The following is a 26,174-nucleotide window of genomic DNA, read 5'->3' on the forward strand; positions in this document are numbered from 1 at the left end:
ACATTACAATAGTTGTTGTCACATTTCTAGATGGCGCATTCAATATTGCGGACTCGTATCCGGCGCACTACGGGCAACCGCAAATGACCTGGAGAGAGACCAGCCGTGCCCTCAGAGCGCAGAACAGACCCCGCCGTCACCACCACCGCCTCCCCGGCCGAAACCGCGTCCGCTGACCGCTTCGACTACGACGTCCTCGTCGTGGGCTCGGGGTTCGGCGGTTCGGTGAGCGCCCTGCGCCTCACCGAGAAGGGCTACCGCGTCGGCGTCCTGGAGGCGGGGCGCCGCTTCACGCCCCAGACGCTGCCCTCCTCGTCGTGGGATGTCCGCAACTTCCTGTGGGCGCCTCAGCTCGGCATGTACGGCATCCAGCGCATCCACCTGCTGCGCGACGTGATGATCCTGGCGGGCGCCGGCGTCGGCGGCGGTTCCCTCAACTACGCCAACACGCTCTACCACCCGCTGGACCCGTTCTTCGAGGACCCGCAGTGGCGGCACATCACCGACTGGAAGTCGGAGCTGGCGCCGTTCTACGACCAGGCCCGCCGCATGCTCGGCGTGCGCACCAACCCCACCGTCACCCCCTCCGACGTGCACCTGAAGGCGGTCGCCGAGGACATGGGCGTGGGGCACACCTTCCGTCTCACCCCGGTGGGCGTGTGCTTCGGCGACGGTCAGGACGGCGACGGCAGCCGGGCCGAGCCCGGCGCGTCCGTGGGAGACCCCTACTTCGGCGGCGCGGGCCCCGACCGTCGGGCCTGCACGGAGTGCGGGGAGTGCATGACCGGTTGCCGCCACGGCGCCAAGAACGCCCTGACCGAGAACTACCTGTACTTCGCCGAGCGCGACGGCGCCGAGGTGCACCCGCTGACCACCGTCGAGCGCCTGCGCGAGCTGCCGGACGGGGGCTTCGCCGCCGACACCCTCAGGACCGACGCGCCCCGGCGGCGGTCGAACGCCCGCACGTTCACCGCACGCCAGGTCGTCGTGGCCGCCGGGACCTACAACACCCAGACACTGCTGCACCGCATGCGCGACTCGGGCGCGCTGCCCCGCCTGTCGGCGAAGCTGGGCACACTCACCCGCACCAACTCCGAGGCGCTCGTCGGCGCGATGAGCCGCCAGGTGCCGCCGCCGGAGGACCTGACCCGGGGCGTGGCCATCACGTCCTCGATCCACCCGGACGAGAACACACACGTCGAACCGGTCCGCTACGGCAAGGGCTCCAACGCGATGGGGCTGCTCACCGCGATACAGGTGCCCGGCGGCGGGCGGATCCCGCGCTGGCTGCGGTTCCTGGGGCTGGCGGCGCGTCACCCGACGGTGTTCGCCCGCAGCTTCTCCAACCGCCGCTGGTCGGAGCGGACCATCATCGGCCTGGTGATGCAGTCGCTGGACAACTCGCTGACGACGTCGGTCCGGCGGGGGCTGCTGGGCGGGAGGAAGAAGCTGACCTCCCGGCAGGGCCACGGCGAGCCGAACCCGACGTGGATCCCGGCGGGGCAGGAGACGGCCACCCGGCTGGCCGAGCGCATCGACGGATTTCCGGGAGGCACCTGGGGCGACGTGTTCAACGTCCCGATGACCGCGCACTTCCTGGGCGGCTGCCCGATCGGCGACAGCGCGGAGACCGGGGTCATCGACCCGTACCACCGGTTGTACGGCCACCCGGGCGTCCACGTGGTGGACGGCTCGGCGGTCACCGCGAACCTGGGGGTGAACCCGTCGCTGACCATCACCGCGCAGGCCGAGCGCGCCATGTCGATGTGGCCGAACAGGGGCGAGGAGGATACCCGGCCGGAGCAGGGCACGGAGTACCGGCGGATCAGGCCGGTGTTCCCGGCGTCCCCGGCGGTCCCGGCCGGTGCCTTCGCCGAACTGCGGTTCACCGTCTCGCTCCCGCTGTCGGTGGTGGACTCCGAGGCGCCCAGGGGGGACGCCGCCCCAGCGCGAGAAGCCCGCCCGTAGAGCTGACAGCGATGGCCCGCCGCAGGGGGTGTCCCTTTCCAGGCGACCTCAGCCGGGCACCCGTAGAGCGTGCGGGTTCCCCGCCCGCCCCTGGGGGGTGGGCGGTCGTGGTGGGCACTGGCTCCAAGGTTCAGTGCTGGGGGCGGGGACCGACTGAGGGCAAGTTCGCCTAGCGAACTTGGCGAAGGAGATCCCTTGACTCCGGTCACTCCAGGGGTCTGGTGGGCGTCACGAAGGCGTTCGGAAGAACACCAGGAGGAACGCCCACCGGGAGTGACCCCTCAGCCATCCAGGGGCGGAGGTACACGGTTCAGACCAACATCAGCCACCAAGCCCCGCACGTGACCGCGCGTCGTAGGGGACCCGCACGTTGTAGAGGATCCTTGCGTCAGCAACCAGGCACCCGTAGGGCCCGGGCTGACGCTGGAGACAGCGGGGTCGGCGTAGAGCGGACCGGGCCCAGCAACCACGCACCCGTAGGGCCCGGGCAGACGCTGGAGACAGCGGGGTCGGCGTAGAACGGTCAGCACACCCCGACCACACACCCGCAGAACCCGGGGTGGCGCTGGCGGACCTCCTCAGACGGAGCCCGCCAGCCCCCCGGCCGCACCGCCGCGCTCCCCGCCGCCATCCTCCCCGCCCGAACCGTTCCTCACCGCGCCAACCCTTCCACCCACGCCCTCCCTGCCCACACCCCTCCCATACACACCTTCCCCGCCCGCACCTTCCCCGCCCGCACCTTCCCGACCCACGCCCTCCTTGCCTGCGCCCTCCTTCTCCAGGTACTCCATCGCCAGGGCGAAGTGCTCCCCCATGACGTTGGTGAGGTTCTCCGCCATCGCCTGCGCCAGCACCGCGTCCACGGCCTGCTGCGCGAGCGGGCGCACCCGGCGGATCAACTCGGCCATCTCGGCGGTCTCCTCGCTCTGCACCACCGTGCCGGGCGCGTACTCGGCGATGATGTGGTCGGCGACCAGACGGACCATGTGTTCGGCGACGTGGCCGACCTTGTCGCGCAGGTTCTCGGCTATGTCGAGCACCGAGTCCACGGTCATGCCCAGCTTCACCAACTCCACCCCGGCGTGCAGCAGCCGCGGGCTGGGCACCCGGAAGCGCAGTCCGTCGCGTTCGAGCACGCCCAGGTCCAGGGAGCGCTTCACCGTGCGGGGCGTGACGCCGTGTCCGAAGAGTGTGCGCAGGTCGCCCATGGTCAGGTAACCGGCGATCTCGTCGCTCCAGGCGTCCCCTATCGCCGACTCGAAGCCCAGGATGTCGGAGAGGTCGCCTCCGCGCTCCCAGACCCGGAACATCTCGCCGATGTTGGCGAAGGTGTAGCCGCGCCGGAGCAGTTGGCCGATCAGCCGCAGACGCGCCAGGTGCGCCTCGGAGTAGATGCCCACACGACCCTCCCTGCGGGGAGGGGCGAGCAGGCCACGGTCCTGGTACACCCGGACGTTGCGCACCGTCGTGTCGGCGAGCCGGGCGAGTTCGTCAATGCGGTATTCGGCCATGGGTCCAGCCTAGAGACAACCGCGAACCCTACTCGTCAGTAAATTTCCGCCTCCACCCCATTGCATTGTGACAATGCCCGTTGTAACGTTCCGGCAGGAACTGTGGAGGAGATCACATGACGACCCCCCCGCCCCGTCACCTGCGACGACTGCCCGGCCAGAACGCCCTCGTCACCGGAGCCTCCGGCGCGTTCGGCAGCGCCACGGTGGCCGTCCTCCGCCACCTCGGCGTGAACGTGGTCGGCATCGACCGCAAGCCCGCTCCCGGAGTCGTCGGCTGCGACATCACCGACGACGACCAGGTGCGCGAGGGCGTCGCCGAGGCCCTGGACCGGCTCGACGGACGTCTGGACCTGCTGATCCACTACGCGGGCGTCGGACCGGCCGTGGACATCGGCCAGGCCCCGGACGTCCACGTACACCAGGCGCTGGAGGTCAACCTGCTGGGCACCTGGCGGGTCACCGCCGCCGCGATGCCCGCGCTGCTGCGCAGCAGGGGCCGCGTCGTCGTCACCGCCTCGCTCCTGGCGAACCTGTCCCTGCCCTTCGCCGGGGCCTACACGGTGTCCAAGAGGGCGCTGACCGCCTACGCCGACTGCCTGCGCGCCGAGTACGGCTCGCACATCGGCGTCACCACCGTCCACCCCGGCTACGTCGACACCCCGATCCACAACAGCTCCCGGGCCACCGGGGTCGCGCTCGACGGCCTCGTCCCCGCTGAGAGCGAGCGCGACACCGTCATGGCGGTGGTCCGCGCGGCCGGGGCCAGGTACGCCCGACGCGACACGGCCTCCACCGCGCTCGGCACCGCCGGACTCCACCTGTTCCGGCACTTCCCCGGCACCACCGAACAGATCGTGTCGCTCCAGGTGGGCCTGCTCCTGTCGGACGGCGCCTTCGGCGACGCGGAGATCGCCCGGGGGCTCCACTCACGGCACGCCGACCCCCTGGCCCGGTCAGACGCGTCCTGAGGAGGAACATCGCGGCACGCCGACCCCCTGGCCCGGTCAGACGCGTCCTGAGGAGGAACACACAGATGACCACAGAGATCACCGCAGAGATCACCGCCAAGCCCAAGATCACCGACCGCGAGGACATCGCCAAGCGTCTGCTGCGCGGCTCGGCCAAGGCCTCCTTCGACCCGCTCGTCGAGATCGACTGGGACGCCCCCGTGGACAAGGACATGTGGGCGATCCGCCCCGAGCGCCTCTCGCTGTACGGCACCTACCTGTGGGACCGGCTCACCGAGGAGCAGCGCAAGGAGCTCTCCCGGCTGGAGATCGCCAGCATCGCCACCATCGGCATCTGGTTCGAGACCATCCTCATGCAGATGCTGGTCCGCCACGCCTACCACCACGACCCCAGCACCAACCACGTCCAGTACGCCTACACCGAGATCGCCGACGAGTGCCGCCACACGGTGATGTTCGCGAAGATGGTGGGCAAGCTCGGCTGGCAGACGCACAAGCTCGACCCCGTCGCCTTCCACCTCGGCAACCTCTTCAAGACCATCGCGCACGGCCCGCTGATCTTCGCCGGGGCGCTGTTCGTCGAGGAGGTCCTCGACCAGCTCCAGCGCGAGGCGGTGCCCGACGAGCAGATCCTGCCGTTGGTGCGCTCGGTCTCGCGCATCCACGTGGTGGAGGAGGCGCGGCACATGCGCTACGCCCGCGAGGAGTTCCAGCGCGACTGGGCCACGCGCGGCCCGCTCAACCGGGCCTACAGCCGGATCATCCTCGGCCTGGTCACCTACTACTCGGCCACCCGGCTGATCAACCCCAAGGTGTACGCGCAGGTCGGACTCGATCCCCGTGAGGCCTCCCGGGTCGCCCGGAACAACCCCCACTGGACCGGCACCAAGACCTGGGCCGCCCGCAAGGTGGTGAGCACCCTGGACACAGCCGGTGCCATCACCGGCCTGGGCCGCTACTTCTGGAAGAAGGCCGGACTGCTCGGCTGACCCCTCCCCGGCTCCGGACGTCTCTCCTGTCGACGCCTCGGAACCGGGTCCCCTCGGGGGACCGGGCTGCTCCCCGTCAACCCCCGAACCCGCAGGCCGCGGATTCCGGTCCGGACACCGCGGCCTGCGGGCCCCAGACCCCATCGCCGGAGGACGAAACGCGCCACGTCCTCCGGCGGTGGCCCCACCTCCCGGGGGCGTAACGCGCCACGTCCTCGGGAGCCCTCCCCCCGGAGGCGAAACACGCCGCGCTTGCCGGGGCGACAACTCCCGGGAGGCGTACGCGCCGCGCCTCCCGGGGTGGCAACTCCCCCCGGGGGCGAAACGCGCCGCGCTCCCGGGGGGCACACCCGCCGATCCGGACGGCGACACGTCCGGGCCGGTCCGCACGAAGGGACCAAGACGTGACCGAAACACCACCCCACTTCCGGGTGGCCGTCATCGGCTCCGGCTTCGCCGGGATCGGGATGGCCGTCCGCCTCAAGCAGGCCGGTCTGAAGGACTTCGTGGTTCTGGAACGCGCCGGCGGGGTCGGCGGCACCTGGCGTGACAACTCCTACCCGGGCGCCGCCTGCGACGTCCCCTCCCACCTGTACTCGTTCTCCTTCGCGCCCAACCCGCACTGGAGCCGCAGCTTCTCCCCCCAGCCCGAGATCTACGACTACATGAAGCGGGTCGCCGGGGAGTACGGGGTGCAGGAGCACGTCCGCCCCGACCACGACATGAGGTCCGCGCACTGGGAGCCCGGGGACAACCGGTGGCGGATCGAGACCAGTCAGGGGACCGTCACCGCCCAGTTCCTCGTCAGCGCGGCGGGTCCGCTCGCGGACCCCTCCTATCCCGACATCAAGGGCCTGGACGCCTTCGAGGGGACGATGTTCCACTCGGCGACCTGGGACCACGACCACGACCTCACCGGCCGCAGGATCGCGGTGATCGGCACCGGGGCGTCCGCGATCCAGTTCGTGCCCAGGATCCAGCCCAAGGCCGGGAGGCTGACGCTGTTCCAGCGCACGGCCCCGTGGGTGATGTTCCGGCACGACCGCGACATCACCCGGTTGGAGAGCTGGCTGTACCGCAACGTGCCGCTCACCCAGCAGATCGCCCGCAAGAGCATCTACTGGGGCCGGGAGAGCTACATCCTCGGCTTCGCCAAGAACCCCCGGCTGCTCTCGGTCGTGGAGAGGCTGGGCCGGGCCAACATCCGCCGCAGCGTGAAGGACCCCGAGCTGCGGGCCAAGCTCACGCCGAGCTTCCGGGCGGGATGCAAGCGCATCCTGATGTCCAACGACTACTATCCGGCGCTGGCCCGGCCCAACGTGGACGTGGTCACCGACGGGATCGTGGAGGTGCGCCCCCACGCCGTGGTCACCCGCGACGCCTCGGGCCGCGAGACCGAACACGAGGTCGACACGATCATCCTCGGCACCGGGTTCCACGTGAGCGACCCGCCCGTGGCACAGCGGATCTTCAACGCCGAGGGGCGCTCGCTCTCCGACCACTGGGGCACGGACGTGCAGGCCTTCCGCGGCACCACCGTGGCCGGGTTCCCCAACGCCTTCGTACTGGCGGGGCCGAACACCGGGCTGGGGCACACCTCGCAGCTGTTCATGATCGAGGCCCAGATCCGGTACACGATGCAGGCGCTGAAGTACCTGTGCCGCAACGGCCTGGACCGCATGGACGTGCGTCCGCAGGCCCAGCACGACTACAACGAGATGATCGCCAAAGCCATGGAGGGCACGGTCTGGGTGACCGGCGGCTGCGACAGCTGGTACCTCAACGACCAGGGCCGCAACACCACGCTGTGGCCGACCTTCACCTGGAACTTCGCGCTGCGCACGCGCTGGTTCGACCCCCACAACTACGACCTGCGGGTGGACCGCTCCCGCGACCGCGGCGCCCGGCGGTCCGCGGTCCGCGGTGGAAAGGCCCCGGGAGGGAAGCGGTATGAGCGGGTTCGGTGACGAGGAGGAGGAGTACCGGGGCCCGGTGACGGTCGTGCTGCCCGGCACCGGCGGCGCGGCCGACGGCGGTGGCGCGCAGCGGGCGTCCGGTACGAGGAGTGCGGCAGGTGCTGAAGGTGCACCGGACACGCTGGGTTCATCGGATACGGCGGGTACCAAAGCGACGGCAGGTACCGAGAGTGCGCCGGGTGCTGAAGGTGCGCCGAACACGTCGGGTTCGCCGGGTGTCGAGAACGCGGTGGATACACGAGGCGCGGCAGGTACTGAGGGCGCGGCGGACGAGGGCGTCCCCGTGCAGGTCCAGGCCCACCTGGCGGGCCACTTCTCCCCCCTGACCGGGGACTACCGTTGGCGGGGGCGGCTGTCCCCCAGCCCGGAGGTGACCGAGGCCTTCCGCGGCGGTGTGCGTACGGTCGTGGTGCGCACCCCCGACGGGTTCGAGGGCACCGGGGTCCTGGACGAGCCCAACCTGTGGGGCGGCCACCCGGTCAACGGAGCCGGTTCCCCGCCCTTCGCCGTGCCCCGCGTGGACATCGACGAACCCGACGACTGAACGCGTCCGCGCACGCCCCGGGCCCGCGCCGACCCGGGACGCCTCCCTTGCGACCCCCGGCGCAGCCTTCCCCCGAAGTGAGAGGTATCCCCGATGGCAACCCGACACGTGGGTCAGGTCCGAGAACTCCAGGTGCGCTCCGCCGACGGCACACGGCTGCACGTCGAGGTGCGCGGCCCGGAGGACGGGCCGACCGTGGTCCTCGCACACTGCTGGGCGACCTCACTGGCCTCGTGGGGACCGGTGGTGCGCGAACTGGACCCGTCCCTGCGGGTGGTGCTCTACGACCAGCGCGGTCACGGCCGCACCCAGGCGCCGCTGACCAGGGCGGGCTACGGCGCGCAGAAGCTGGCCGAGGACCTGTGCGCGGTCCTGGAGGCGACCGTTCCCGAGGGTGGGAAGGCCGTGGTGGCCGGGCACAGCATGGGCGGGATGACCATCATGTCGGCCGGTGCGCACCCGGTGTTCCGGGAGAGGGCCGCCGCGGTGCTGCTCACCAACACCGGCTGCAAGGAACTGCCGCTGCGCTCGACCGCGATCCCGCTGCCCGGCCCCCTGGGCACGCTGGGCGCGCAGGTCTTCCTCAAGGCCCCGGTACCGCTGGGTCCGCGCAACGCACTGACCACGGCGGTGCTGAAGTCCATGGTGATGGGGAAGAAGGCCGATCCGCGCATGGTGCGGCTGTGCATGAGGATGGTGCACGCGTGCGGCGGTGTGTCCCGGGGCTCGTGGGGGCGGGTGATCTGCACGCTGGAGGCGGAGGAGACCGCCCGGCAGATCTCGGTGCCCACGGTGGTGATGGTGGGAACCGACGACAAGCTGACCCCGCCCTGGCACGCGCACCACATCGGGTCGCTGCTGAAGGACTGCCGGGAGGTGCGGGAGATCCCCGGCGCCGGTCACATGGGACCGCTGGAGTACCCGAGGGCCCTGGCCGAGATGGTGGACAAGCTCGCCGCCGAACACCTGGAGCCGCGGACGCAGGCCGCCTGACCCAGGCCCCGTACTGATGCTCCCGGCTCCCCGGCCGGGAGCACCCGTGTGCGCGACGGTTCCCGGAGTCCGCGAACGCAGCCGCCAGGAAACGTGTGGCTACTCGTGTTCGCGTTTCAGGGACGCGATGAACTCGTCGAGGGCTTCCTCAGACGGTGGCGGTGGCGGCTGCGACGGGAAGGAGGATCGTAGGCGTTCCCTGAGCCGGGCCTGGGCGAGGGCCTGCTCATAACCCTCCGTTCCCGGACGCAGTCGCCGGGCACCGCAACACCTGATGCCGTCCTCCAGTGTGACGGAGAAGGGCACGAGCACAGTTACGCCGTCCTTGTCCAAGCGGGCCACCGGCAACCTCCGTCCGCGCTTCACAGTAGACGAGCGGCCCCTCACCGCCAAGGGATCGCGGAGCCGTCCCTCCAAGGGATCGCGGAACCGTCCCCGTGGGCACGGGGCTCACCGCACGTTCCCCGGCGGCGGGCCGGGGCGCGAGGGACCGGGGGTACGAGGGGCCGGGGCGCGAGGGGTCGGAGACGTAGAAGGCCAGGGCCGCAGCCGCCTTCGCCCGTGGCCGTGACCGCCGAGGCGGCTGCCTACCGGCGCTCCGGGGCTGGCTCGTCGGTGTCGTCCGGAACGGTTTCGGGTTTGGTGTGCAGGACCTCGCGGGCCTGCTCCGAGGCACGGATGATGCTCTCGCGGACGAAGTCGACGAAGCGGGCGATGTTCTCCAGGCGCACGGCGGCCGGGGTCCCAGGCCCCAGAACCTGGACGCCCTGACGTGCGGCTTCGACGAGGTGGGCCTCGGCCTGGGCGTTGGCCAGCATCGACTGGTACCAGACGTCGTCGTCGACGACGTAGCGCTCGCGGCGGCGTTCGTCGCGTTCGCGGCGCACCAGGCCCTGGCCCTCCAGGAACGTGATCGCCTTGGAGACCGAGGCCGGGCTGACCTGGAGGCGCTGGACGAGTTCGGCCGAGGTGAGGCTGCCGGTGTCGGTGGTGTAGAGGGAGACCAGGACCCGGGACGTCATCTTGGGCAGGCCCGACTGCATGAAGACGGCGGCGAACGCCTCCTCGTACTCGCGCACGGCCTCGGCGTCGCGTCCGTAGGCCTGCGGGGGCGCCTGTGCCGTCCGGGTCGCGGTCTTGGTGCGGCGGCGGGTGCGGTGCTGGGTGGCGCGGTGGGCCAGGTCGGCGCGGTAGCCGGTGGGGCCGCCGTTGCGCGTCACCTCGCGCGTGATGGTCGAGGTGGGGCGGTCCAGGTCTTTGGCGATCCGCGCGTAGGCCAGTCCCTGGGCCAGTCCCAGCTCGATCTGTTGGCGTTCGGACTGGGTGAGCCTGCCTCCGGGCATCGCGGTCTCCTTCAGGGTGCGTGGGTGCGCCCACCCTAGCGTTTACTTTCTCCCCATTGCAACGCCCGGGGTGGAGTTTGTTGCATTAGAACCAAAACCATTGCAACAATCTCCCCGCTACTACCTGCCAATACAGGGTTTTCACGCAAAGTCCCTGTTGCCATAATCATGAACGCAACGTAGCTTTTCCAACATCAGAAACAGCGGGCCGCACCAGCGCCGCTGAAGAAGAAGGAGAAACACGATGCACACCCTCCCCACCCCCGCCCCCATCACCACCGTCCTGAACCTCCCCGCCGCACGCATCCACATCATCGCCGCCGACCGCACCGACACCACCGTCCAGATCCAGCCCGCCAACCCCTCCAAGAACCGCGACGTCCAAGCCGCCGAACAGACCACCGTCACCCACGACGACGGCGTCCTGCACATCCAGACCCCCACCCCCAAGCACCAGGCCTTCGGCCCCTCCGGCTCCATCGAGGTCACCATCCAACTGCCCACCGGCTCCCACCTCCAGGCCAAGGCCGCCAGCGCCCAACTGCGCGGCGTCGGCCGCCTCGGAAACGTCACCCTCGAAGCCGCCCAGGGCCCCGTCAAGCTCGACGAGACCGCCAGCGCCCACCTCACCCTCCTGGACGGCGACATCTCCATCGGCCACCTGAACGGCCCCGCCCAGATCAGCGTCCAGAAGGGCGACATCGACATCGCCCAGGCAACCCACGGCACCGTCGCACTGCGCACCGAGTCCGGCGACATCACGATCAGCGCCGCCCCCGGCGCCTCCGCCGCCCTGAACGCGGGCACCCCCTACGGCCGCGTCCACAACGCCCTCAAGAACGACGGCGCCACCGCCCTCGACATCCACGCCACCACCTCCCACGGCGACATCACCGCCCGCAGCCTCTGAACAGCACCGTCCCGACGGCTCCCACCACCCGGTTCGACAACTCACGGAGATTCATGATGGAAAACGACAACGGCCGCTTCTCCAAGGCGGGGCTGCACCGAATGCGCGACGTGCTGACACGTCATGTGGAGAGCGGGAGGATTCCCGGGCTCGTCGCCCTGGTCAGCCGGGGCGGTGAGACGCACGTCGAAGCGCTCGGGACGATGCGCCACGACGGTGGCGCGCCGATGCGCCGGGACACGATCTTCCGGATGGCCTCGACGTCCAAGCCGGTCTCGACGGCGGCGGCGATGGTCCTGCTCGACGAGTGCCGGCTGCGGCTGGACGACCTGGTGGAGCAGTGGCTGCCCGAACTCGCCGACCGGCAGGTGCTGAGGCGGATCGACGGCCCGCTGGACGACACCGTGCCGGCGCGGCGGCCGATCACCGTACGGGACGTGCTGACCTCCACGTTCGGGCTCGGCATCGACCGGAGTGCGCTGGGCACTCCGATCATGAACGCGGTCTTCGAGCAGGGGCTCACGCCCGACCTACCGGAGCCGATGCCCGAGCCGGACGAGTGGATGCGCCGCCTGGGCACGCTTCCGCTGATGCACCAGCCAGGAGAGCAGTGGCAGTACCACATCAGCAACGACCTGCTCGGCGTGCTCGTCTCCAGGGTCACGGGGCAGTCGTTCGAGGCGTTCCTGCGCGAACGCGTCTTCGAGCCCCTGGGCATGAGGGACACCGGTTTCCACGTGCCCGCCGACAGGATGGACCGACTGCCGCCCCTGTACGCTCCCGACGCGCAGACCGGGGAGTTCCACGTGTGGGACCCGGCCGAGGGGGGACGGCACAGCCAGCCTCCGGCGTTCCAGGGCGGCGGCGGTGGGCTGGTCTCCACCGTCGACGACTACCACGCCTACTTCCGGATGCTGCTGAACCAGGGGATGCACGGAGACGAGCGGATCCTGTCCCGGCCCGCGGTCCAGCTGATGACCACCAACCGTCTCACGCCCGAGCAGCAGGCCGCCCGGAACACCATGGCCACCGAGAACGTCCACGTGTCGTTCGGCCAGGGGCAGCACGGCGGCTGGGGCTTCGGGATGGCGGTGCGCACCTACCGGGGTGACTACGCGCCCGTCGGCCAGTTCGGCTGGGACGGCGGAGCCGGTACCTCGACCTACGCCGACCCGGAGAACCAGCTCACCGGAATCGTGCTCACCCAGGTCGGGATGTCCGTCCCGGACTCGGCGCGGCTCATCCACGACTTCTGGACCACGCTCTACCAGGCGATCGACGACTGAGGCCGGGCCCCGGGTTCCGCTACGCCCGCCCCTGTCCCACAAGGCCCATCGGCCCCTGACGGCCCAGTCCCCGACGTCTCCGGACGGGGGTCGGGCCTCGGGGGCCGTCCGTGGCGACGGCCCCGCCGGTGGGGCGGTGCGCGGCCTCTCCCCGCCGTTCCGCGGGCTGCGGTGGCCGTCCGGCGGGTGCGGTCGGTGTCCGGCGGGTGCGCGCTCAGCCGCGGTGGAAGACGTAGCCCGCGTGGTGGAGCACACCGTCGACGAAGCGGCCGTAGGCCCAGAACCCCAGGTCGTCGCGGTAGACGATGCGGTCACCCTCGATCCAGAACGATCCCTGGTAGGCGTGGGGGCGTCCGCCACGCGTCTCGTCGTAGCGGCCGTCGGCGGTCAGCTCCTGGTGGATGAAGCCCGTCTCGTCGATCCACATGCCCAGGTACGGGCTGTCCGCCGGTGTCCGCGTCGGTCCGGGGAACCGCTCGGTCCGGGGTTCGGTCAGGCGTCGGCCGTTGAACAGGGCGAACTCGCCGTCGATGACGACCGCGGCGGCCCGCTCGGGTCGCCAGATCACCTGCTCCAGCGCGGTGGCCTCGGGGTGGTGACCGGAGAGCACGACGAAGGTCGCCGGGTTTCCGGGGGCCAGTGTGCCGACCCTGTCGGAGGGGTGTCTGCGCAGTCCGGCGACGGTGTCGTTCTCGACCACGCCCGGGACGACGGTCAGCCCCGTGCAGTCCACCACGACCGCGCCGTCGTCCTCGGCCGCGGTGTGCAGGCCGGTGCCGACTCCGGCTATCTCCTTCCCGTCCAGGAGAAGGTCGGCGCCGGTCAGGTCGCCGATCAGCGGGTCGAACGTGTACACGGCGGCGTTGACGAACAGCAGCGGGCGGTGCGGCTCAGCGGCGATGGTCGTCAGCAGGTCCTCGTCGAACATCCTGGTGCTCATGGTTGCCTTCCGAAGGGTGTGTGCGTTTCAGGAACGCTCTCCACCCTCGGTGCTGGAAGGCCGGGTGACCAGGCCGCGCTCCACCGGGGTGTGGCACACCCTGGTTGGCCACGGCCTGTCTGCATGGACGGCGTCGGCGACCATCCCCGCGTGCGCGGGGAGCACGAAGCGGCCATCATCGCCGGAACCGTCGACGGGGGACCATCCCCGCGTGCGCGGGGAGCACAGAGGGGGACGCCTTCCTCTCGGCCACCCGCCGCTAGAAGTCCGCCGAAGCCGCGTGATCTTGTACTTGTAGCGAGGTTGGAGCGTCGAGACGCGCTATAAGTACAAGATCATCGGTGATACGCCGGAACCTGTGGAGCCCGCCCAAGCCCCCAGGCCCAGCTCTCCGCTCCGGCCCCCGGCACGGGCTCTCAGACCGTGTCGCGCAGCAGCGTCGGTACCACGTGCTCCGACACCTCCGAGTGCACCTGGTGCAACCGCGTCTGCACCGCCCGCCGGAGCTTCGTCAGGCACTCGACCAGGGTGATGTCGTCCCCGACCAGGCCGCCCTTGGCCACCACCGGCGTTCCGTCCAGCGGCCCTCCGCTCAGGTGCCCGTGCACCGTCAGCGGAACGATCTCGCCCCCCACGTCGAACGCGTGCACGTCCAGCTCGTCCAACAGGCTCGCCACCAGGTCCCCGCCGGTCAGATACAGCCCGCTGGGCAGCGCCTGCGCCCCCGTGGTGTCGGCGACCTCGTTGACCACGTCCGCCACCAGCCGCGCGATCCGGCCGGGCAGCTCCGCGCGGACCTGGGCGGGCAGCTCGCGCACCCGGTCGGAGGGCGTCACCACCCGCAGCACGCACAGTTCCGGAAAGCCCGACGAGGTCAGCTGTTCGGACAACTCCCGCGCGGCCCGCTCGGCGGCCTCGTCCGCGCGCTCCCCCACGCTGAACTCCACCGCGTCCAGGTCCACGAACCGCACCGCACCCGTGCGCGCGACGGTGGCCAACTGCCGCCGGGTCAGCTCGGTGGTACTGCCCACCACCCCCAGCAGGGGCCCGCGCGAGCCCGCCTGACCGCGTAGCCGCAGCGCGTAGGCCAGCAGTGCCCCCGTGGGCCCGGGGTCGGCCACAAGCCACACGATCCCCGTGTCGTGGTGCGCGGCGGCCGCGGCCTCGGCGATGTCGTTCAGGTGCTGCTCGGTACTCGCGTCGCACACGACCACGGGCTCGTCACCGGCGAGCAGCTCGGCGGTGAGCATCGTCTGTGTCACCTGCCGCACGGGCACGTGGCGCACCGGAAGGTCGGTCTGGGCGGCGAGGATGTCGGCGACGGAACTGGTGGTCATCGGGCACAGCGGGTCCTCGGCCAGCTCGGTGCGCTCCAGCGGCAGCCCGTTGAGCAGCTGCAACCCGTCCTCGGTGATGCGCCCCGAACTCGGGAAGGCCGGAACGAACAGCACCCGCACCCGCGTTCCGGCGGGCACGCGCTCGCGCACGGCGTCGTAGGTGGCCTCCAGTTCGGCACCGATGTTGCCGCGCAGCGTGGAGTCGGTCCGCTTGACCACCAGCCCCACCGGCCACACGGCTTCGACCACGTCCGTGACCAGGTCGGCTGCGTGCTCGGGGGGAACATGGCGGCTGTCCAGGTTGGCCACGACCACGTCGTAGTCCCCGACGACCCGGCTCACGTGCTCAGGAGTCACCGTGGCCACGCGCATCCCAGTACGGGCGAACCGGGCACCGGTGGCGTTGGCACCGGTGAGTTCGTCGGCGACCACGAGGACCTGGGCCACGGCGCGTCTCCTTCGGCGTTCGGCGAAAACCCCGGGGCGAGCTGGGGTGAGTCCTTCCAACATAGGCCCATGCGGGCGGTCCGGGGAGCGCCCGGGCCTCCCGGAACGCCGGGAGGCCAGGAGGAAGGAGACCGGGAGACCCGAGCACGAAGACACCCGGGCCTCCCCCGGGAGCCGGGACCTCAGACGTCGACCACCGACCGCGTGCGGGCGCTGCGCCGGGCGGCCTCGATGACCTCCAGCCCGTGGATCACCTCGTGCGGGTCCACCGGCAGGGGTTCGCCCTCGCCGACCGCGTCGCGCACCCCGGCGTAGAACTCCGGGTAGGCGCCGCGCGCGCTGGGCACCGGCCGGGTGCGGCCGTCCACCCCGAGCACGCCCCAGTCCGCCTCGGGGATCACGCCCCAGTCGGCGGCGTCGGCCCGCTCCCCCGCCGTCAGCCGGGCCTCCTGGCGGTCCATGCCGTGGCTGGTGAACGCCCCCTCGTCCCCCAGCACCCGGAAGCGCGGCCCGCCCTGGGCGGTGAGCGCGCTCATCCACAGGTGGGAACGGGTGCCCCGGGCGTGGTCGAGGGCGAGGAAGACGTCGTCGTCGGCGTTGACTCCCTCGCGCCGGGCGTCGATCTCGGCGTAGACGGAGGAGACCGGGCCGAACAGGTTGACCGCCTGGTCGATCAGGTGGGGCCCCAGGTCGTAGAGCAGTCCGGCCCCGGCCTCGACCCCGCTGTTCTCGCGCCAGGTGCCCTTGGACTCGGGACGCCAGCGCTCGAACCGCGACTCGAACCGGTGCACGCGGCCCAGGGTGCCCTCCTCGATGATGTCCCACAGGGTGAGGAAGTCGGCGTCCCAGCGGCGGTTCTGGTACACGGTGAGCACCCGGCCCAGCTTGTCCGCGAGGTCGGTGAGCTCCCGGGCCTGGAGGGCGGTGAGCGCGAAGGGCTTGTCCACCACCACCGCCATGCCCGCCTCCAGGGCGGCCTGGGCGAGCGGGGCGTGGGTGTCGTTGGGCGTGGTGACGACCGCGATCTCGTAACGCTCGGCGTCGGCCCACAGTTCGGCGACGTTCGGGTACACGGTGACGCCGGGGTAGCGCGCCTCGGCGGCCCGGCGGCGGTCGGGGTTGCCCGTGACCACCGCGGACAGGCGCAGTCCCGGGACCGCGTCGATCAGCGGCGCGTGGAAGACCTCGCCGCCCTTGCCGTAACCGATGAGGGCGACGTGCAGTTCGGGGCCGTCGTGTTCGGGTGTGCTCTGTGCCTCGGATGCGTCAGCCATGCCACCAATCTAGAGCGTGCCGCCCACGGTCCGGTGGTGACGGGCAGCACGCCCCGCCCCCTCGTGGCGTCCGGGCTCCGTCAGCGCGCGGGTGCGGACACGGTGAGGCCGCCGGGCAGGGCGTCGAAGGCCCCGCGGTACCGCGCGAGCAGGTCGGAGACCGTGGGGGTCCCCGGTGCGGCGGCCCAGCCGTCCAGCGCGTACCGGGCCGCGGAGGCGACCATGTCCAGGGCGAGCCGCGAACGCGGGTCGCCGTGGTCACCGACCCCCAGCACGGTCAGGGCCCGGACCGTGGTGCGCTCGCAGAACTGGAGGTTGTGGGCGCTGATCGCCGGGGTGTCCCCGGCCAGCCTGAGGCTCAGCCTGGCGGCGTGCGTCCACTCCCGGTCGGCCACGCGTTCCGCGGCCTCGAGGATCGCGTCGCGTGCCAGCTCCACCAGGGGCCGACCGTCGGACCCCTTCTCCTCCAGCACCCGGAGGAACGCCTCCCACAGGTCCTGCAACGGAGCCATGGCCAACTCCTCCTTGCTCGCGAAGTAGCGGAAGAAGGTGCGCTTGGAGACCTCCGCCGCCGCGCAGACCTCGTCCAGCGTGACCTGGTCGTACCCCGCCAGAGTGAAACGCTCCAGCGCGGTGTCGACCAGGGCCCGGCGGGTGCGGCGCTTCTTGCGCTCGCGCAGGGACTCCTCGGATGCGGCGGGGCGGGGACGGGTGCTGGCCATGGCCGCAGTGTACCGAAGCAGACCGCCACTCGACGCCCATAGCCCCTTAGTTACTTTAGCCCTTTGGGAGCTTTGGCCCCTTGACGCCTAAAGCCACTGAGTGCCATATTCTGATCCTGTCCACCCCGTCCCATGAAGGAGCCCGGACATGCGCGCCCTGGTCGTCGACCGCACCGCACCCCACCACCTGCGCCTCGGAGAGGTTCCCGAACCGGCCGTAGCCCCGCACCAGGCACTGGTCCGCGTCACGGCCGCATCGCTCAACTTCGGTGAGGCGGACACCGTCTCCCGCCTGCCCGACGCGACCGTGCCGGGGTGGGACGCAGCAGGATTCGTGGAACGCCCGGCCGCCGACGGGTCCGGCCCCGCCGCCGGAACCACAGTGGTCACCCTGGGTGCGGCGGGGGGCTGGGCCGAACTGCGCGCCGTCGACACCGGCTTCCTGGGGGCCGCCCCCGAGGGCGCGGACCACGGAGCCCTCAGCACCGTCCCGGTGGCGGCCACCAGTGCCCTGCGCGCACTGCGCAGGACGGGGTCCCTCCTCGGCAGGCGGATCCTGGTCACCGGGGCCACCGGTGGCGTGGGGCGGTACGCGGTCCAGCTCGCACGCATGGGCGGTGCCCACGTGACCGCCTGCACCGGTGAGCCCCGGTCCCACGGCGCCGAACTGCGCGACCTGGGCGCCCACGAGGTGGTGTCGGAGCCCGGGGAACTCGACTACCTGGTCGACGGGGTCGTGGACTGCGTCGGAGGCCCCCAGCTGGTCGCGGCCTTCGACAGGCTGAACGCCGGGGGGACCCTGGTGGCCGTCGGACACGTGACCGGGCAGCCTGAGCACTTCCCACTCGACGCGTTCCTCGTGGACGACGGGCGGCACGGCCGCTCCATCACCACGTTCCACCTCCAGGACGGCGTGGCTCCGACCGGGGATCTGGGCTGGCTGGCCGGTCGGGTCGCCTCCGGGGACCTCGATCCGGGGGTCTCCTGGCGCGGTTCGTGGGACCGGGCCGACGAGGCCGTGGCAGCCCTCCTCGAACGCCGCCTGCGGGGCAAGGCCGTTCTGGAGCTCACCGCCGGATGAGGGCGCGACTGGCGCCGCCCGTGACCACGCAGACGGATCGGCCGCCGTTGCCGACGGGGGCCGTCAGAGCTGGTCGAGGCGTGCCCTGAGCAGGCAGAACTCGTTGCCCTCGGGATCGGCCAGGACGTGCCAGGGTTCCTCCCCGGTCTGACCGATGTCGGCGAACACGGCCCCGGCAGCCAGGAGGCGTTCGAGTTCGGCGTCCTGGTCGCGGTCGGTGGCGTTGACGTCGATGTGCAGCCGGGGTTTCGCCTTCTCCGGCTCCTCGGTGCGGCTGAGGATGATCGTCGGCTGAAGCCCGCCGAACCCCTCGCGCGGCCCGATCTCGATGCAGCCCTCCTCCTCGCGGTCGAGCACGACGAAGTCCAGGACCTCGCACCAGAACCGCGCCAGCACCTCGGGGTCGCGGCAGGAGAGCACGAGCTCACTGATACGACATGCCATGGACGAAACCTGCTCTCCTCGTGGGAACTATGGGCGTGGCCGCGCGCGGGTCTCGTGGACTCCGCGGCGGCAACACTCCGAGACCGTACCGGGCGAGGCGAGCAGGGGCGAGGGAATTTCCGGCGTCTGTCCGGCCGGGCCTCCCAGGCGAGGATCACAGACTCCGGCCTCCGAACCCCTCAGTTCTCGGTTCGGGCCTCCAGTCGGGCCTCCAGGCTCCAGGCTCTCGGTCCGGAGTTCCAGACTTCGGATACCAGGCCCTCGGTTCCAGGTTCGGGGTCCCAGGCCCCGGGCTCCAGACCCCCAGCTCTCGATTCGGAGTCCCAGACTTCAGGTTCCAGACCCCGGACTCCAGACTCCGGACTCCAGACTCCGGGCTCCAGACCCTCGTTTCCAGGTCCGGAGGCCTCGGGTCGTCAGATCGCGTTGAGTCTTATGGCCAGGTCGTCGAGGCTCTTCGCCTCCAGGTCGAAGCGGTCCGTGGCGCGCGGAGGATCCCCGACGGGACGTTCGACATAGGCGGTCCTCATACCCAGGGCCTGCGCACCTCGCAGGTCCCAGGCATGGGCGGCGACCATGAGCATGCGGTCCGGCGCGCAGCCCGCGTTCGCGATCGCGAGCCGGTACACGTCGGGATGGGGTTTGTAGCTGTGCGCGTCCTCAGCAGAGAGCACCTGGTGCCAGCGGAGCCCGGCGTGCGCGCTGATACGGGTGAGCGCTGAGTGGCTGGCGTTCGACAGGCCGATCACCGGGAAATACGAGGCGATCCGGCCCAGCGCCGGAGCGGAGTCCGGCCAGGGTTCCAGGCGCTGCGCAGAGGCCGCCAGCGAGCGAATCGCGTCCGCGTCGCCGACGCCGGCCTCGGCCGCTACGCGTGTGGCCGCTTCGAGGTCGATCACCGTGCTGCTGGCGTAGGGTCGGCGGCCCGCGAGCATTTCCCGCTGCTGCTCGTCGACATGCCTGTTCCACACCTCGACGAGCTCGCGCGCCCTCGCGTCGTCGATGCCCGGGCGCAGTGTTCGGATACCGCGCCCGATCCCACCGGGCTCATCGACCATGGTCCCGAGAACGTCGAAGACGACCACGTCTGCGTCGGGGGGTGAAGTCACGAGAAGCGCTCCCTAGGTTCCTCCGCCGCGCCGCCCGGGATGCGCGTGGGCTCGGTTGCAGGAGGGTTCAGCGGTCCGCCGGGCACGTTGGTGAGCATAGTGCGCGTGCTCCGCCTCCAGCGGAGGGGGTCAGCGGCACCAGCGGCACCGGGCGGCCGGGGCGGTCAGCCTCCGCGCAGGGCGGTGCGCGCGGCCTCCAGGGTCGTGGTGCGGTAGGCGGCGCCGAACAGGCACACGTGGACCAGCAGCGGGTGCAGCTGGTGCAGGGCGACCCGCGACCGCCACCCGGAGGCCAGCGGCGCCACCTCGTTGTAGGAATCGCGCACCCGTTCCAGGTGGGGCAGTCCGAACAGGGCCAGCATGGCCAGGTCGGCCTCGCGGTGCCCGCCGTGCGCGGCCGGGTCGATGACCACCGCGTCCTGCGCCCGCCAGAGGACGTTGCCGCTCCACAGGTCGCCGTGGACGCGCGCGGGCTCCTCGGGTTCCCCGGCCAGGTCGGCGACGGCGTCGACCACCTTCTCGACCACGCGGCCGTCGGTCGGGGTGAGGGAGCCCTGGTCCAGTGCCTGGCGCAGGTAGGGGCGCAGCCGCTGCTCGGCGTAGAAGCGCGGCCAGTCCCGGGCGGGGGTGTTGTCCATGGTCAGGGGGCCGACGTAGCCGGGCCAGTCGGCGCCGAAGTGGTCGGCGCCGGTCAGGTGCATCCCGGCGAGCTGGCGGCCGAGGCGTTCGGCGGCCTGCACGGTGGGTTCGCACTCCTCGATCCACGGCAGGACGAGGATGCGGTCGTCCCAGGCCACGACGTCGACGGCGGGCGAGCCGAAGGTCCGGCCCAGCCAGTCCAGGCCGCGCGCCTCGGCGGTGAGCACCCCGTTGGGCGGGGCGCCCCGCACCAGGGACTTGACGAACAGGCGGGTGCCGTCGGTGAGTTCGGCGTAGTAGATGTCCCAGTCATGGCTGCTGCCGGCGCGGGCGGCGCGCCTGACGTCGCGGCCGAGCAGAACGGTGAGGCGCTCGGCCATGGTCCCGTCGACCGGGTCCCTGCGGCGCCCCTCCCCGGGCCCGTCGCCGTCGTCGCCTCCGAAGTCCCGCACGATCCGCTCCCCCCTCACCCGCGCTACCGCCTCAACCGGGTGACGAGCTCGCCGGTGAGGCCCTTGGCCGCGGACTCCACCATGTTCAGAACGGCGGTGAACCCGTCGTCGCCGCCGTAGTAGGGATCGGGGACCTCCGGATTGGGTCCGGTGCCGGGCGCGAAGGAGCGGAAGAGGCGGACCCGCGACATGTCGAACCCGTACTCCTCACCGTACTCGTCGACGACGCGCCGGATCTCGTCGACGTTGTCCAGGTCCATGGCGAGGAGGAGGTCGCGGTCGGCCAGGACGTCGTGGGCGAACTGGCGGGCGGTGTGACTGGTGAGGTATCCGTGCACGCGCAGGGTGGAGGCCGCGCGCGGGTCCATGCCGCCGCCCACGTGCCAGTCGCCCGTGCCGAAGCTGTCCACCGCCACGAGTTCGCTCATCCCGGCCCGTTCGAGGTCGGCGGCGAGGATCTTCTCCGCCATGGGCGAGCGGCAGATGTTGCCCAGGCACACCACACTGACGCGGTAGGGACCAGCGGGATCACGCGGTTCCGGCAAGCTCATGCCCTTACCGTAACGAAAAACCGTTGCGGCCACGTGCTGTGGCTCCCGCGCGTTCGTCCGTCGGGGCGGGAACACGGCGGCGGGGAACGCCCCGGGACGGGGCGGGCGGGAACGGCGGGGCGGGCAGACCACCGGCTCGCCCCCGGAACCGGCACGGGCACCGGGGGCGCGGGGGGCTGGTGAACGCTCCCGGTCAGGGTGCGACGCCGATCTGCCAGACGTGTCCGTCCGGGTCGGCGCACAGGGCCGTGTACCCCCAGGGCTTGTGCTCGGGTTCGGCGAGCACCTCTCCCCCCGCGCCGCGGACCCGCTCGACCAGGCCGGTGACCTCCTGTTCGGTGGCCATCTCCACGCCCATGAGGCACTCGCTGGTTCCGGCGGGGGCCGGTTGGCGGCTGTCACCGAGGACCCAGCCGAAACCTCCGGCGGGGATGAGGGCCAACAGGGTGCGCTGGTCGACGCGGAACATCAGGGGTTCGGGCACGCCGTCCTCTGCGGGTTCGCCAACGGGCTCGAAACCGAGGGCGTCGCGGTAGAAGAGCATCGCACGCCCACGGTCGGCGATCGGCAGACTGATGTGGAGGCCACGGGCCTTGGCGGACACGGCCGCTCCGTTCGGTCGGGGTACAGGACACGGTCACCCGTACCGACCGCGGACGGGGGTGAAACTCATCGGGTGCGACCGGAGCGGCGCGCAGGGCAGCACGAGGCGGGGGGGTGGGTGGCCCCCCTGTATCCATGGAACCGCGGGCGGACGCACCGCGGTAGTCCCTGTGCGCGGCTGTGGAAAACCCCTGCGGAGGGGCCGCCGCGACCGCGCGGGTCCCCCCTGCCCCTCCCCGCACCGCCCCAAGGGACGGGTGAGCCCCGTGAGACGGGCGCGGCCCCGCGGGACGGGCGCGCCGCCCAGCCCTCGGGCAGGCGCACCCTAACCCTTGGGCAGGCGCACCACGCTGACGAAGAAGTCGTCGATCTGCCGGACCACCCGTATGAACTGGTCGAAGTCCACCGGCTTGGGCACGTAGGCGTTGGCGTGCAGGCGGTAGCTGCGCAGCACGTCCTCCTCCGCCTCGGAGGTGGTGAGCACCACGACGGGGATGTGCGCGAGGTCCTCGTCGTTCTTGACCTCCTCCAGCACCTCCCTGCCGTCCTTCCGGGGCAGGTTGAGGTCGAGCAGGATCAGGTGGGGGCGGGGCGCGTCGGCGAACTCGCCCTCGCGGCGTAGGAAGCGCAGCGCCTCGACGCCGTCGGAGACCACGTGCAGGCGGTTGCCCAGCTTGTGTTCCTCGAACGCCTCCCTGGTCATCAGGACGTCGCCGGGGTCGTCCTCGACCAGCAGCACCTCGATGGGATGCACCAACATGACCTCGCTCAAGCTTCCAGACCCCTGCTCAGGGTCCCGCCCCGTGACCGGGGGGAACCGTACCGCCACCGGTGTCGGGCTGGGCGGAGCGGACGCCGCCGGGCCTGTCACCCGGTTCGGCGCCGTCCTCCCCAGGGTTGTCCGTACCCGTGGGCTGTCGTGCGGCCGTCGGAGCCGAGTCCTCGGGGGTGGTCTCGGCGTCCTCGGTGCCCTCGTCCCCACTATCGACGGCGATGGGCTCGGCGGTTCCCCTGTCGGGGGCCGGGTCCTCGTCCTCCGCGGGGTCGGCGGGCAAGGACCAGCATATGCGTGTTCCGGTTCGGCCAGAGTCCCGGTCACCTGAGGTTTCGGATTCCTCAGGGGCCGGGGGGTCGGTTTCCAGCCAGATCCGCCCCCCGTGGAACTCCACGATCTTCTTGCACATCGCCAGACCGATGCCGGTCCCCGTGTACTTGTCCCTGGTATGCAACCGCTGGAAGATCACGAAGATGCGCTCCGCGTACTGCGGTTCGATTCCGATCCCGTTGTCGGAGCAGCAGAACACCCACTCGTCACCGCGCCGCTCGGCGCTGATGTGGACCCGGGGGTCCTCCTCTCCGCGGAACTTCACGGCGTTGCCCACGAGGTTGAAGAACACCTGGGTCAGGAGGGTGCGGTCGCCCTGCACGGTCGGCATCGGGTCCCGGGTGACCTCGGCGTCGGCCTCCTCCAGACGGGTGGACAGGCTGCTCAGTGCGTCGTCCAGCGCGTCGTCGAGGGCGACCGGCGCGAAGTTCCTGACCCGGCCGACCCGGGAGAAGGCCAGCAGGTCGTTGATGAGGGTCTGCATACGCTTGGCGCCCTCGACCGCGAAGTCGATGTAGGAGTCGGCGCGCTCGTCCAACTGCCCCTGGTAGCGGCGCTGGAGCAGCTGGCAGAAGCTCGCCACCTTGCGCAGCGGCTCCTGGAGGTCGTGGGAGGCGACGTAGGCGAACTGTTCCAGCTCCAGGTTGGAGCGGCGCAGCTCCTCGGTCTGGTTCTCCATGAGGACGGACTGCTCCTGGAGCTTGCGCCGCGCGGAGGCGACCTCGTCCAGGTCCTGCACGATGCGCTCGCGCATGGCGTCCACGTCGCGGCCGAGCCGGACGATCTCCGGCGGGCCGTGCAGGGAGATCCGGTGGGCGTAGTAGCCCTCCGACACCTGGCGCATGTGCCCGGCGAGTTCCTCCAGGGGGCGCAGTACCCACTGCTGGAGCATCACCCACAGGAACACCGACAGGAACACCACGACCAGGCCGACCAGGACCAGCAGTGCCACGACCTGCTGGGTGGCCAGGGTCAGGCCCTCGCGGGCCTCCTTGATCTCCGCCTCCAACTGGCTGGTGGTGGCGTCGCTGATCCGGCTGAGCTCCAGGAAGAGGACCCGGCCGCGCCGCAGCTCCTCCTGGGTGACCTCCTGTCCCCTGCTGACCTGCTCCAGGGCGGGCTCGGCGAACTCCTCGGTCCACACCCGGCCCACGGTGAGCAGGTCGTCGACGTTGGTGGCCACCTCGGGGTTGTCCTCGGCCAGCTGGGCCAGGACGGCCTGGTTCTCCGTCAGCGTCAGCTGGCTCTCGACGTAGGGCTGGAGGAACTCGCGGTCCTGGGTGAGGATGTAGCCGCGCAGGGCGTGGTCCTGGGTGAGGTAGGCCGAGTGCGTCTGCTCGACCGCGCTCACGGCGGGCGTCAGGGAGTCGACCTGGAGCGCCAGGGACTCGCGGGCCTGGAACGCCGCCAGGGTGATGACGGACACCGCCACGACCAGGACGACGGCGACCACGGCCAGCAGGCTCGTGACGCGCCGCCGCAGGCTCCACGACTGGCGGGCCGAGCGCTTCCCCTCATGGTTGGTGCCGTTGACGAAGTGCGTGCCGCCGATCGAGGCTCCGCCGCGCGCGCCGGCGTCCGGGGTCGGCCCGGATTCCTCGGTCTCCATGGCCGTCCCCTCCCCGGTCGTCGGTGTCACTCGGGCTCTCCGTGGGTGATGAGCAGCATCGCCACGTCGTCCTGGAGCGGCCCCCCGTTGCTGCGCTCGGCCTCGTCCACCAGGCGTTCGGGCAGTCCGGCCAGGGAGGTGCCCCGTTCCAGCACGCCGGAGACCATCCGGCGCAGGCCCGCGACCTCCAGGCGCGCGGGCGGGGCGCCGTCGTAGGCGTCCACGAGGCCGTCGGTGTAGAAGAGCATGGTCGCCCCGGCGGGGAGCACGACCGTGTCGGTGTCGGTCTGCTCGACCGGGAAGACGCCCAGGGGCGGCTGCGGGGTGACGCGTGTCTCCTCGACGGCGCCGTCGCGCAGGACCATGGGCGGCGGGTGGCCCAGCACGCGGAGCCTGACCCGGTCGTCGCCGGTGTCCAGGCTGGCCATGCACAGGGTGGCGTACATCTCCTCCTGGGCCCGCTCGGTGACCAGGATGTCCTCCAGGTTGGGCAGCACCCTGTGCTCGTCGACGCCGCCCATGATCAGGGCGCGCCAGGCGATGCGCAGGCTGACACCGAGCGCCGCCTCGTCGGGGCCGTGCCCGCTGACGTCGCCGATGATGACGTGGGTGGTGCCGTCCTTCTCGACCGCGTCGTAGAAGTCCCCGCCGACCAGGGCGCGCTTGCGACCGGGTCGGTAGTAGGCGAGGTGGTCCAGGGGTGAGCGCTGGAGGAGGACCTGGGGCAGGAGTCCGCGTTCGAGGCGCATGTTCTCGCGGGCGCTCATGCGGGCCTCGCGCAGCTGGCGGGCGTTCTCGTCGGCGCGGCGCCGCTCCAGGGAGTAGCGCAGGCTGCGGCCGAGCAGCGAGCCGTCGACCTGGCCCTTGACGAGGTAGTCCTGGGCGCCCGCGGACACGGCGGCGACGCCCTCGTGCTCGTCGTCGAGTCCGGTGAGGACGACGACGGCGGCCGCGGGCGCGCTCTCCAGGACCTCGCGGAGCAGGTCCAGCCCGTGGGCGTCGGGGAGGTTGAGGTCGAGCAGCACGCAGCCCCGGAAGTCCTCCAGGTGTCGGCGCGCCTCGGCGAGGGTGGGGACCCAGGTGATGTGCGTGGGCAGGGCCGTCTCGTCGAGCAGTTCCTCGGCGAGGAAGGCGTCCCCGGGGTCGTCTTCTATGAGTAGGACGTCAACCGGTTCGACAGCAGCCTCCACCCGCTCGTTCGGGACGGTGTCGTCGCCCAGGAAGGCCCCGTCGTGCGAGGCAGCATCGTTGGCGGAGGCGGCTCGTGCCGTCTCCCCGCCGATCACCGTCACGGGATCGTGCCCTGTTCTCCTGGTATCCACTCATCGCCCTTGGTCTGCCGGTTCGTGGGTGCCGTGTCGCGCCGCGTG

At 71.3% G+C, this 26,174-nt stretch carries 22 protein-coding genes and 1 pseudogene; 9 read left to right on the forward strand and 14 right to left on the reverse strand.

The features are described from left to right. Positions 1–105 precede the first annotated feature (105 nt). Positions 106–1,968: a GMC oxidoreductase gene (locus FYW99_RS04750; protein WP_150250569.1), complete on the forward strand. Its 1,863-nt coding sequence runs from the start codon at positions 106–108 to the stop codon at positions 1,966–1,968. A gap of 752 nt (positions 1,969–2,720) precedes the next feature. On the opposite strand, the pseudogene FYW99_RS04755 reads toward FYW99_RS04750, so the two are convergent. Continuing rightward, positions 2,721–3,479, reverse strand: a pseudogene (locus tag FYW99_RS04755) (MerR family transcriptional regulator); the annotation flags it as partial. Positions 3,480–3,595: 116 nt separating this feature from the next. On the opposite strand from FYW99_RS04755, the gene FYW99_RS04760 reads away from it, so the two are divergent. The 5 genes from FYW99_RS04760 to FYW99_RS04785 all read left to right on the forward strand — a co-directional run bounded on the left by FYW99_RS04760 (position 3,596) and on the right by FYW99_RS04785 (position 8,952). Then, entirely contained in the window at positions 3,596–4,450 is an 855-nt protein-coding gene (locus FYW99_RS04760) for an SDR family NAD(P)-dependent oxidoreductase (protein WP_150250570.1), read from the forward strand. A 77-nt stretch (positions 4,451–4,527) separates the two neighbouring features. Further along, a complete protein-coding gene (locus FYW99_RS04765) occupies positions 4,528–5,439 on the forward strand; it encodes an AurF N-oxygenase family protein (protein WP_150250762.1) in 912 nt (303 codons plus the stop codon). A gap of 404 nt (positions 5,440–5,843) precedes the next feature. Beyond that, positions 5,844–7,406, forward strand: a complete 1,563-nt coding sequence (locus FYW99_RS04770; protein ID WP_190394550.1) for a flavin-containing monooxygenase — start codon at positions 5,844–5,846, stop codon at positions 7,404–7,406. Positions 7,407–7,644: 238 nt separating this feature from the next. Next, positions 7,645–7,959, forward strand: coding sequence for a DUF4873 domain-containing protein (locus tag FYW99_RS04780; RefSeq protein ID WP_223838724.1), 315 nt, complete (start codon positions 7,645–7,647; stop codon positions 7,957–7,959). A gap of 93 nt (positions 7,960–8,052) precedes the next feature. Beyond that, positions 8,053–8,952 carry an alpha/beta fold hydrolase gene (locus FYW99_RS04785; protein WP_190394551.1) on the forward strand — a complete coding sequence of 300 codons (900 nt, stop codon included), beginning with the start codon at positions 8,053–8,055 and terminating at the stop codon, positions 8,950–8,952. A gap of 587 nt (positions 8,953–9,539) precedes the next feature. Here the strand turns inward: FYW99_RS04785 and FYW99_RS04790 are convergent. Beyond that, on the reverse strand, positions 9,540–10,295 hold the full coding sequence (locus tag FYW99_RS04790) for a GbsR/MarR family transcriptional regulator (protein ID WP_150250572.1): 756 nt from the start codon (positions 10,293–10,295) through the stop codon (positions 9,540–9,542). Positions 10,296–10,539: 244 nt separating this feature from the next. Here FYW99_RS04790 and FYW99_RS04795 point away from each other — a divergent pair, with 244 nt between their 5' ends. Both FYW99_RS04795 and FYW99_RS04800 read left to right on the forward strand, forming a co-directional pair. After that, entirely contained in the window at positions 10,540–11,205 is a 666-nt protein-coding gene (locus FYW99_RS04795) for a DUF4097 family beta strand repeat-containing protein (RefSeq protein ID WP_150250574.1), read from the forward strand. 56 nt (positions 11,206–11,261) lie between these two features. Further along, entirely contained in the window at positions 11,262–12,491 is a 1,230-nt protein-coding gene (locus FYW99_RS04800; protein WP_150250769.1) for a serine hydrolase domain-containing protein, read from the forward strand. Between the two features lie 214 nt (positions 12,492–12,705). Here the strand turns inward: FYW99_RS04800 and FYW99_RS04805 are convergent, their stop codons facing one another. From FYW99_RS04805 to FYW99_RS04820, 4 genes are all read right to left on the reverse strand, one after another. Further along, complete coding sequence (locus FYW99_RS04805; protein ID WP_150250576.1) at positions 12,706–13,431, reverse strand: Atu4866 domain-containing protein; 726 nt, start codon at positions 13,429–13,431, stop codon at positions 12,706–12,708. A gap of 416 nt (positions 13,432–13,847) precedes the next feature. After that, a complete protein-coding gene (locus FYW99_RS04810) occupies positions 13,848–15,215 on the reverse strand; it encodes a four-carbon acid sugar kinase family protein (protein WP_150250578.1) in 1,368 nt (455 codons plus the stop codon). A gap of 182 nt (positions 15,216–15,397) precedes the next feature. Further along, positions 15,398–16,489, reverse strand: a complete 1,092-nt coding sequence (locus FYW99_RS04815) for a Gfo/Idh/MocA family protein (protein ID WP_150250580.1) — start codon at positions 16,487–16,489, stop codon at positions 15,398–15,400. Positions 16,490–16,569: 80 nt separating this feature from the next. Next, the gene (locus FYW99_RS04820; protein ID WP_150250582.1) at positions 16,570–17,211 is read right to left on the reverse strand and encodes a TetR/AcrR family transcriptional regulator; all 642 of its coding nucleotides are present in this window, start codon (positions 17,209–17,211) and stop codon (positions 16,570–16,572) included. Positions 17,212–17,359: 148 nt separating this feature from the next. On the opposite strand from FYW99_RS04820, the gene FYW99_RS04825 reads away from it, so the two are divergent. Further along, a complete protein-coding gene (locus FYW99_RS04825) occupies positions 17,360–18,292 on the forward strand; it encodes a zinc-binding dehydrogenase (RefSeq protein ID WP_150250584.1) in 933 nt (310 codons plus the stop codon). A 63-nt stretch (positions 18,293–18,355) separates the two neighbouring features. On the opposite strand, the gene FYW99_RS04830 is transcribed toward FYW99_RS04825, so the two are convergent. The 8 genes from FYW99_RS04830 to FYW99_RS04865 all read right to left on the reverse strand — a co-directional run bounded on the left by FYW99_RS04830 (position 18,356) and on the right by FYW99_RS04865 (position 26,096). Then, entirely contained in the window at positions 18,356–18,736 is a 381-nt protein-coding gene (locus tag FYW99_RS04830) for a VOC family protein (RefSeq protein WP_150250586.1), read from the reverse strand. 416 nt (positions 18,737–19,152) lie between these two features. After that, complete coding sequence (locus tag FYW99_RS04835; protein ID WP_150250588.1) at positions 19,153–19,845, reverse strand: haloacid dehalogenase type II; 693 nt, start codon at positions 19,843–19,845, stop codon at positions 19,153–19,155. A 164-nt stretch (positions 19,846–20,009) separates the two neighbouring features. Continuing rightward, positions 20,010–20,936, reverse strand: coding sequence for a fructosamine kinase family protein (locus FYW99_RS04840; RefSeq protein WP_150250590.1), 927 nt, complete (start codon positions 20,934–20,936; stop codon positions 20,010–20,012). Between the two features lie 23 nt (positions 20,937–20,959). Beyond that, the gene (locus FYW99_RS04845; protein ID WP_061080631.1) at positions 20,960–21,487 is read right to left on the reverse strand and encodes a low molecular weight protein-tyrosine-phosphatase; all 528 of its coding nucleotides are present in this window, start codon (positions 21,485–21,487) and stop codon (positions 20,960–20,962) included. A gap of 193 nt (positions 21,488–21,680) precedes the next feature. Continuing rightward, on the reverse strand, positions 21,681–22,091 hold the full coding sequence (locus tag FYW99_RS04850; RefSeq protein ID WP_150250592.1) for a VOC family protein: 411 nt from the start codon (positions 22,089–22,091) through the stop codon (positions 21,681–21,683). A gap of 324 nt (positions 22,092–22,415) precedes the next feature. After that, complete coding sequence (locus FYW99_RS04855; protein WP_150250593.1) at positions 22,416–22,850, reverse strand: response regulator; 435 nt, start codon at positions 22,848–22,850, stop codon at positions 22,416–22,418. Between the two features lie 28 nt (positions 22,851–22,878). Further along, positions 22,879–24,804: a sensor histidine kinase gene (locus tag FYW99_RS04860; protein WP_150250771.1), complete on the reverse strand. Its 1,926-nt coding sequence runs from the start codon at positions 24,802–24,804 to the stop codon at positions 22,879–22,881. Between the two features lie 26 nt (positions 24,805–24,830). Next, a complete protein-coding gene (locus FYW99_RS04865) occupies positions 24,831–26,096 on the reverse strand; it encodes a PP2C family protein-serine/threonine phosphatase (protein WP_150250595.1) in 1,266 nt (421 codons plus the stop codon). Between the last annotated feature and the right edge of the window lie 78 nt (positions 26,097–26,174).

It is taken from the genome of Nocardiopsis deserti, assembly GCF_008638355.1.
Lineage (GTDB): Bacteria > Actinomycetota > Actinomycetes > Streptosporangiales > Streptosporangiaceae > Nocardiopsis > Nocardiopsis alborubida.

What these genes read in the sequence shown, in the direction of transcription:
- FYW99_RS04860 (WP_150250771.1), bottom strand. Translation starts at nt 24,804, where the DNA reads ATGGAGACCGAGGAATCCGGGCCGACCCCGGACGCCGGCGCGCGCGGC.
- FYW99_RS04800 (WP_150250769.1), top strand. Translation starts at nt 11,262, where the DNA reads ATGGAAAACGACAACGGCCGCTTCTCCAAGGCGGGGCTGCACCGAATG.
- FYW99_RS04790 (WP_150250572.1), bottom strand. Translation starts at nt 10,295, where the DNA reads ATGCCCGGAGGCAGGCTCACCCAGTCCGAACGCCAACAGATCGAGCTG.
- FYW99_RS04815 (WP_150250580.1), bottom strand. Translation starts at nt 16,489, where the DNA reads ATGGCTGACGCATCCGAGGCACAGAGCACACCCGAACACGACGGCCCC.
- FYW99_RS04825 (WP_150250584.1), top strand. Translation starts at nt 17,360, where the DNA reads ATGCGCGCCCTGGTCGTCGACCGCACCGCACCCCACCACCTGCGCCTC.
- FYW99_RS04855 (WP_150250593.1), bottom strand. Translation starts at nt 22,850, where the DNA reads ATGTTGGTGCATCCCATCGAGGTGCTGCTGGTCGAGGACGACCCCGGC.
- FYW99_RS04760 (WP_150250570.1), top strand. Translation starts at nt 3,596, where the DNA reads ATGACGACCCCCCCGCCCCGTCACCTGCGACGACTGCCCGGCCAGAAC.
- FYW99_RS04795 (WP_150250574.1), top strand. Translation starts at nt 10,540, where the DNA reads ATGCACACCCTCCCCACCCCCGCCCCCATCACCACCGTCCTGAACCTC.
- FYW99_RS04820 (WP_150250582.1), bottom strand. Translation starts at nt 17,211, where the DNA reads ATGGCCAGCACCCGTCCCCGCCCCGCCGCATCCGAGGAGTCCCTGCGC.
- FYW99_RS04845 (WP_061080631.1), bottom strand. Translation starts at nt 21,487, where the DNA reads ATGAGCTTGCCGGAACCGCGTGATCCCGCTGGTCCCTACCGCGTCAGT.
- FYW99_RS04805 (WP_150250576.1), bottom strand. Translation starts at nt 13,431, where the DNA reads ATGAGCACCAGGATGTTCGACGAGGACCTGCTGACGACCATCGCCGCT.
- FYW99_RS04785 (WP_190394551.1), top strand. Translation starts at nt 8,053, where the DNA reads ATGGCAACCCGACACGTGGGTCAGGTCCGAGAACTCCAGGTGCGCTCC.
- FYW99_RS04830 (WP_150250586.1), bottom strand. Translation starts at nt 18,736, where the DNA reads ATGGCATGTCGTATCAGTGAGCTCGTGCTCTCCTGCCGCGACCCCGAG.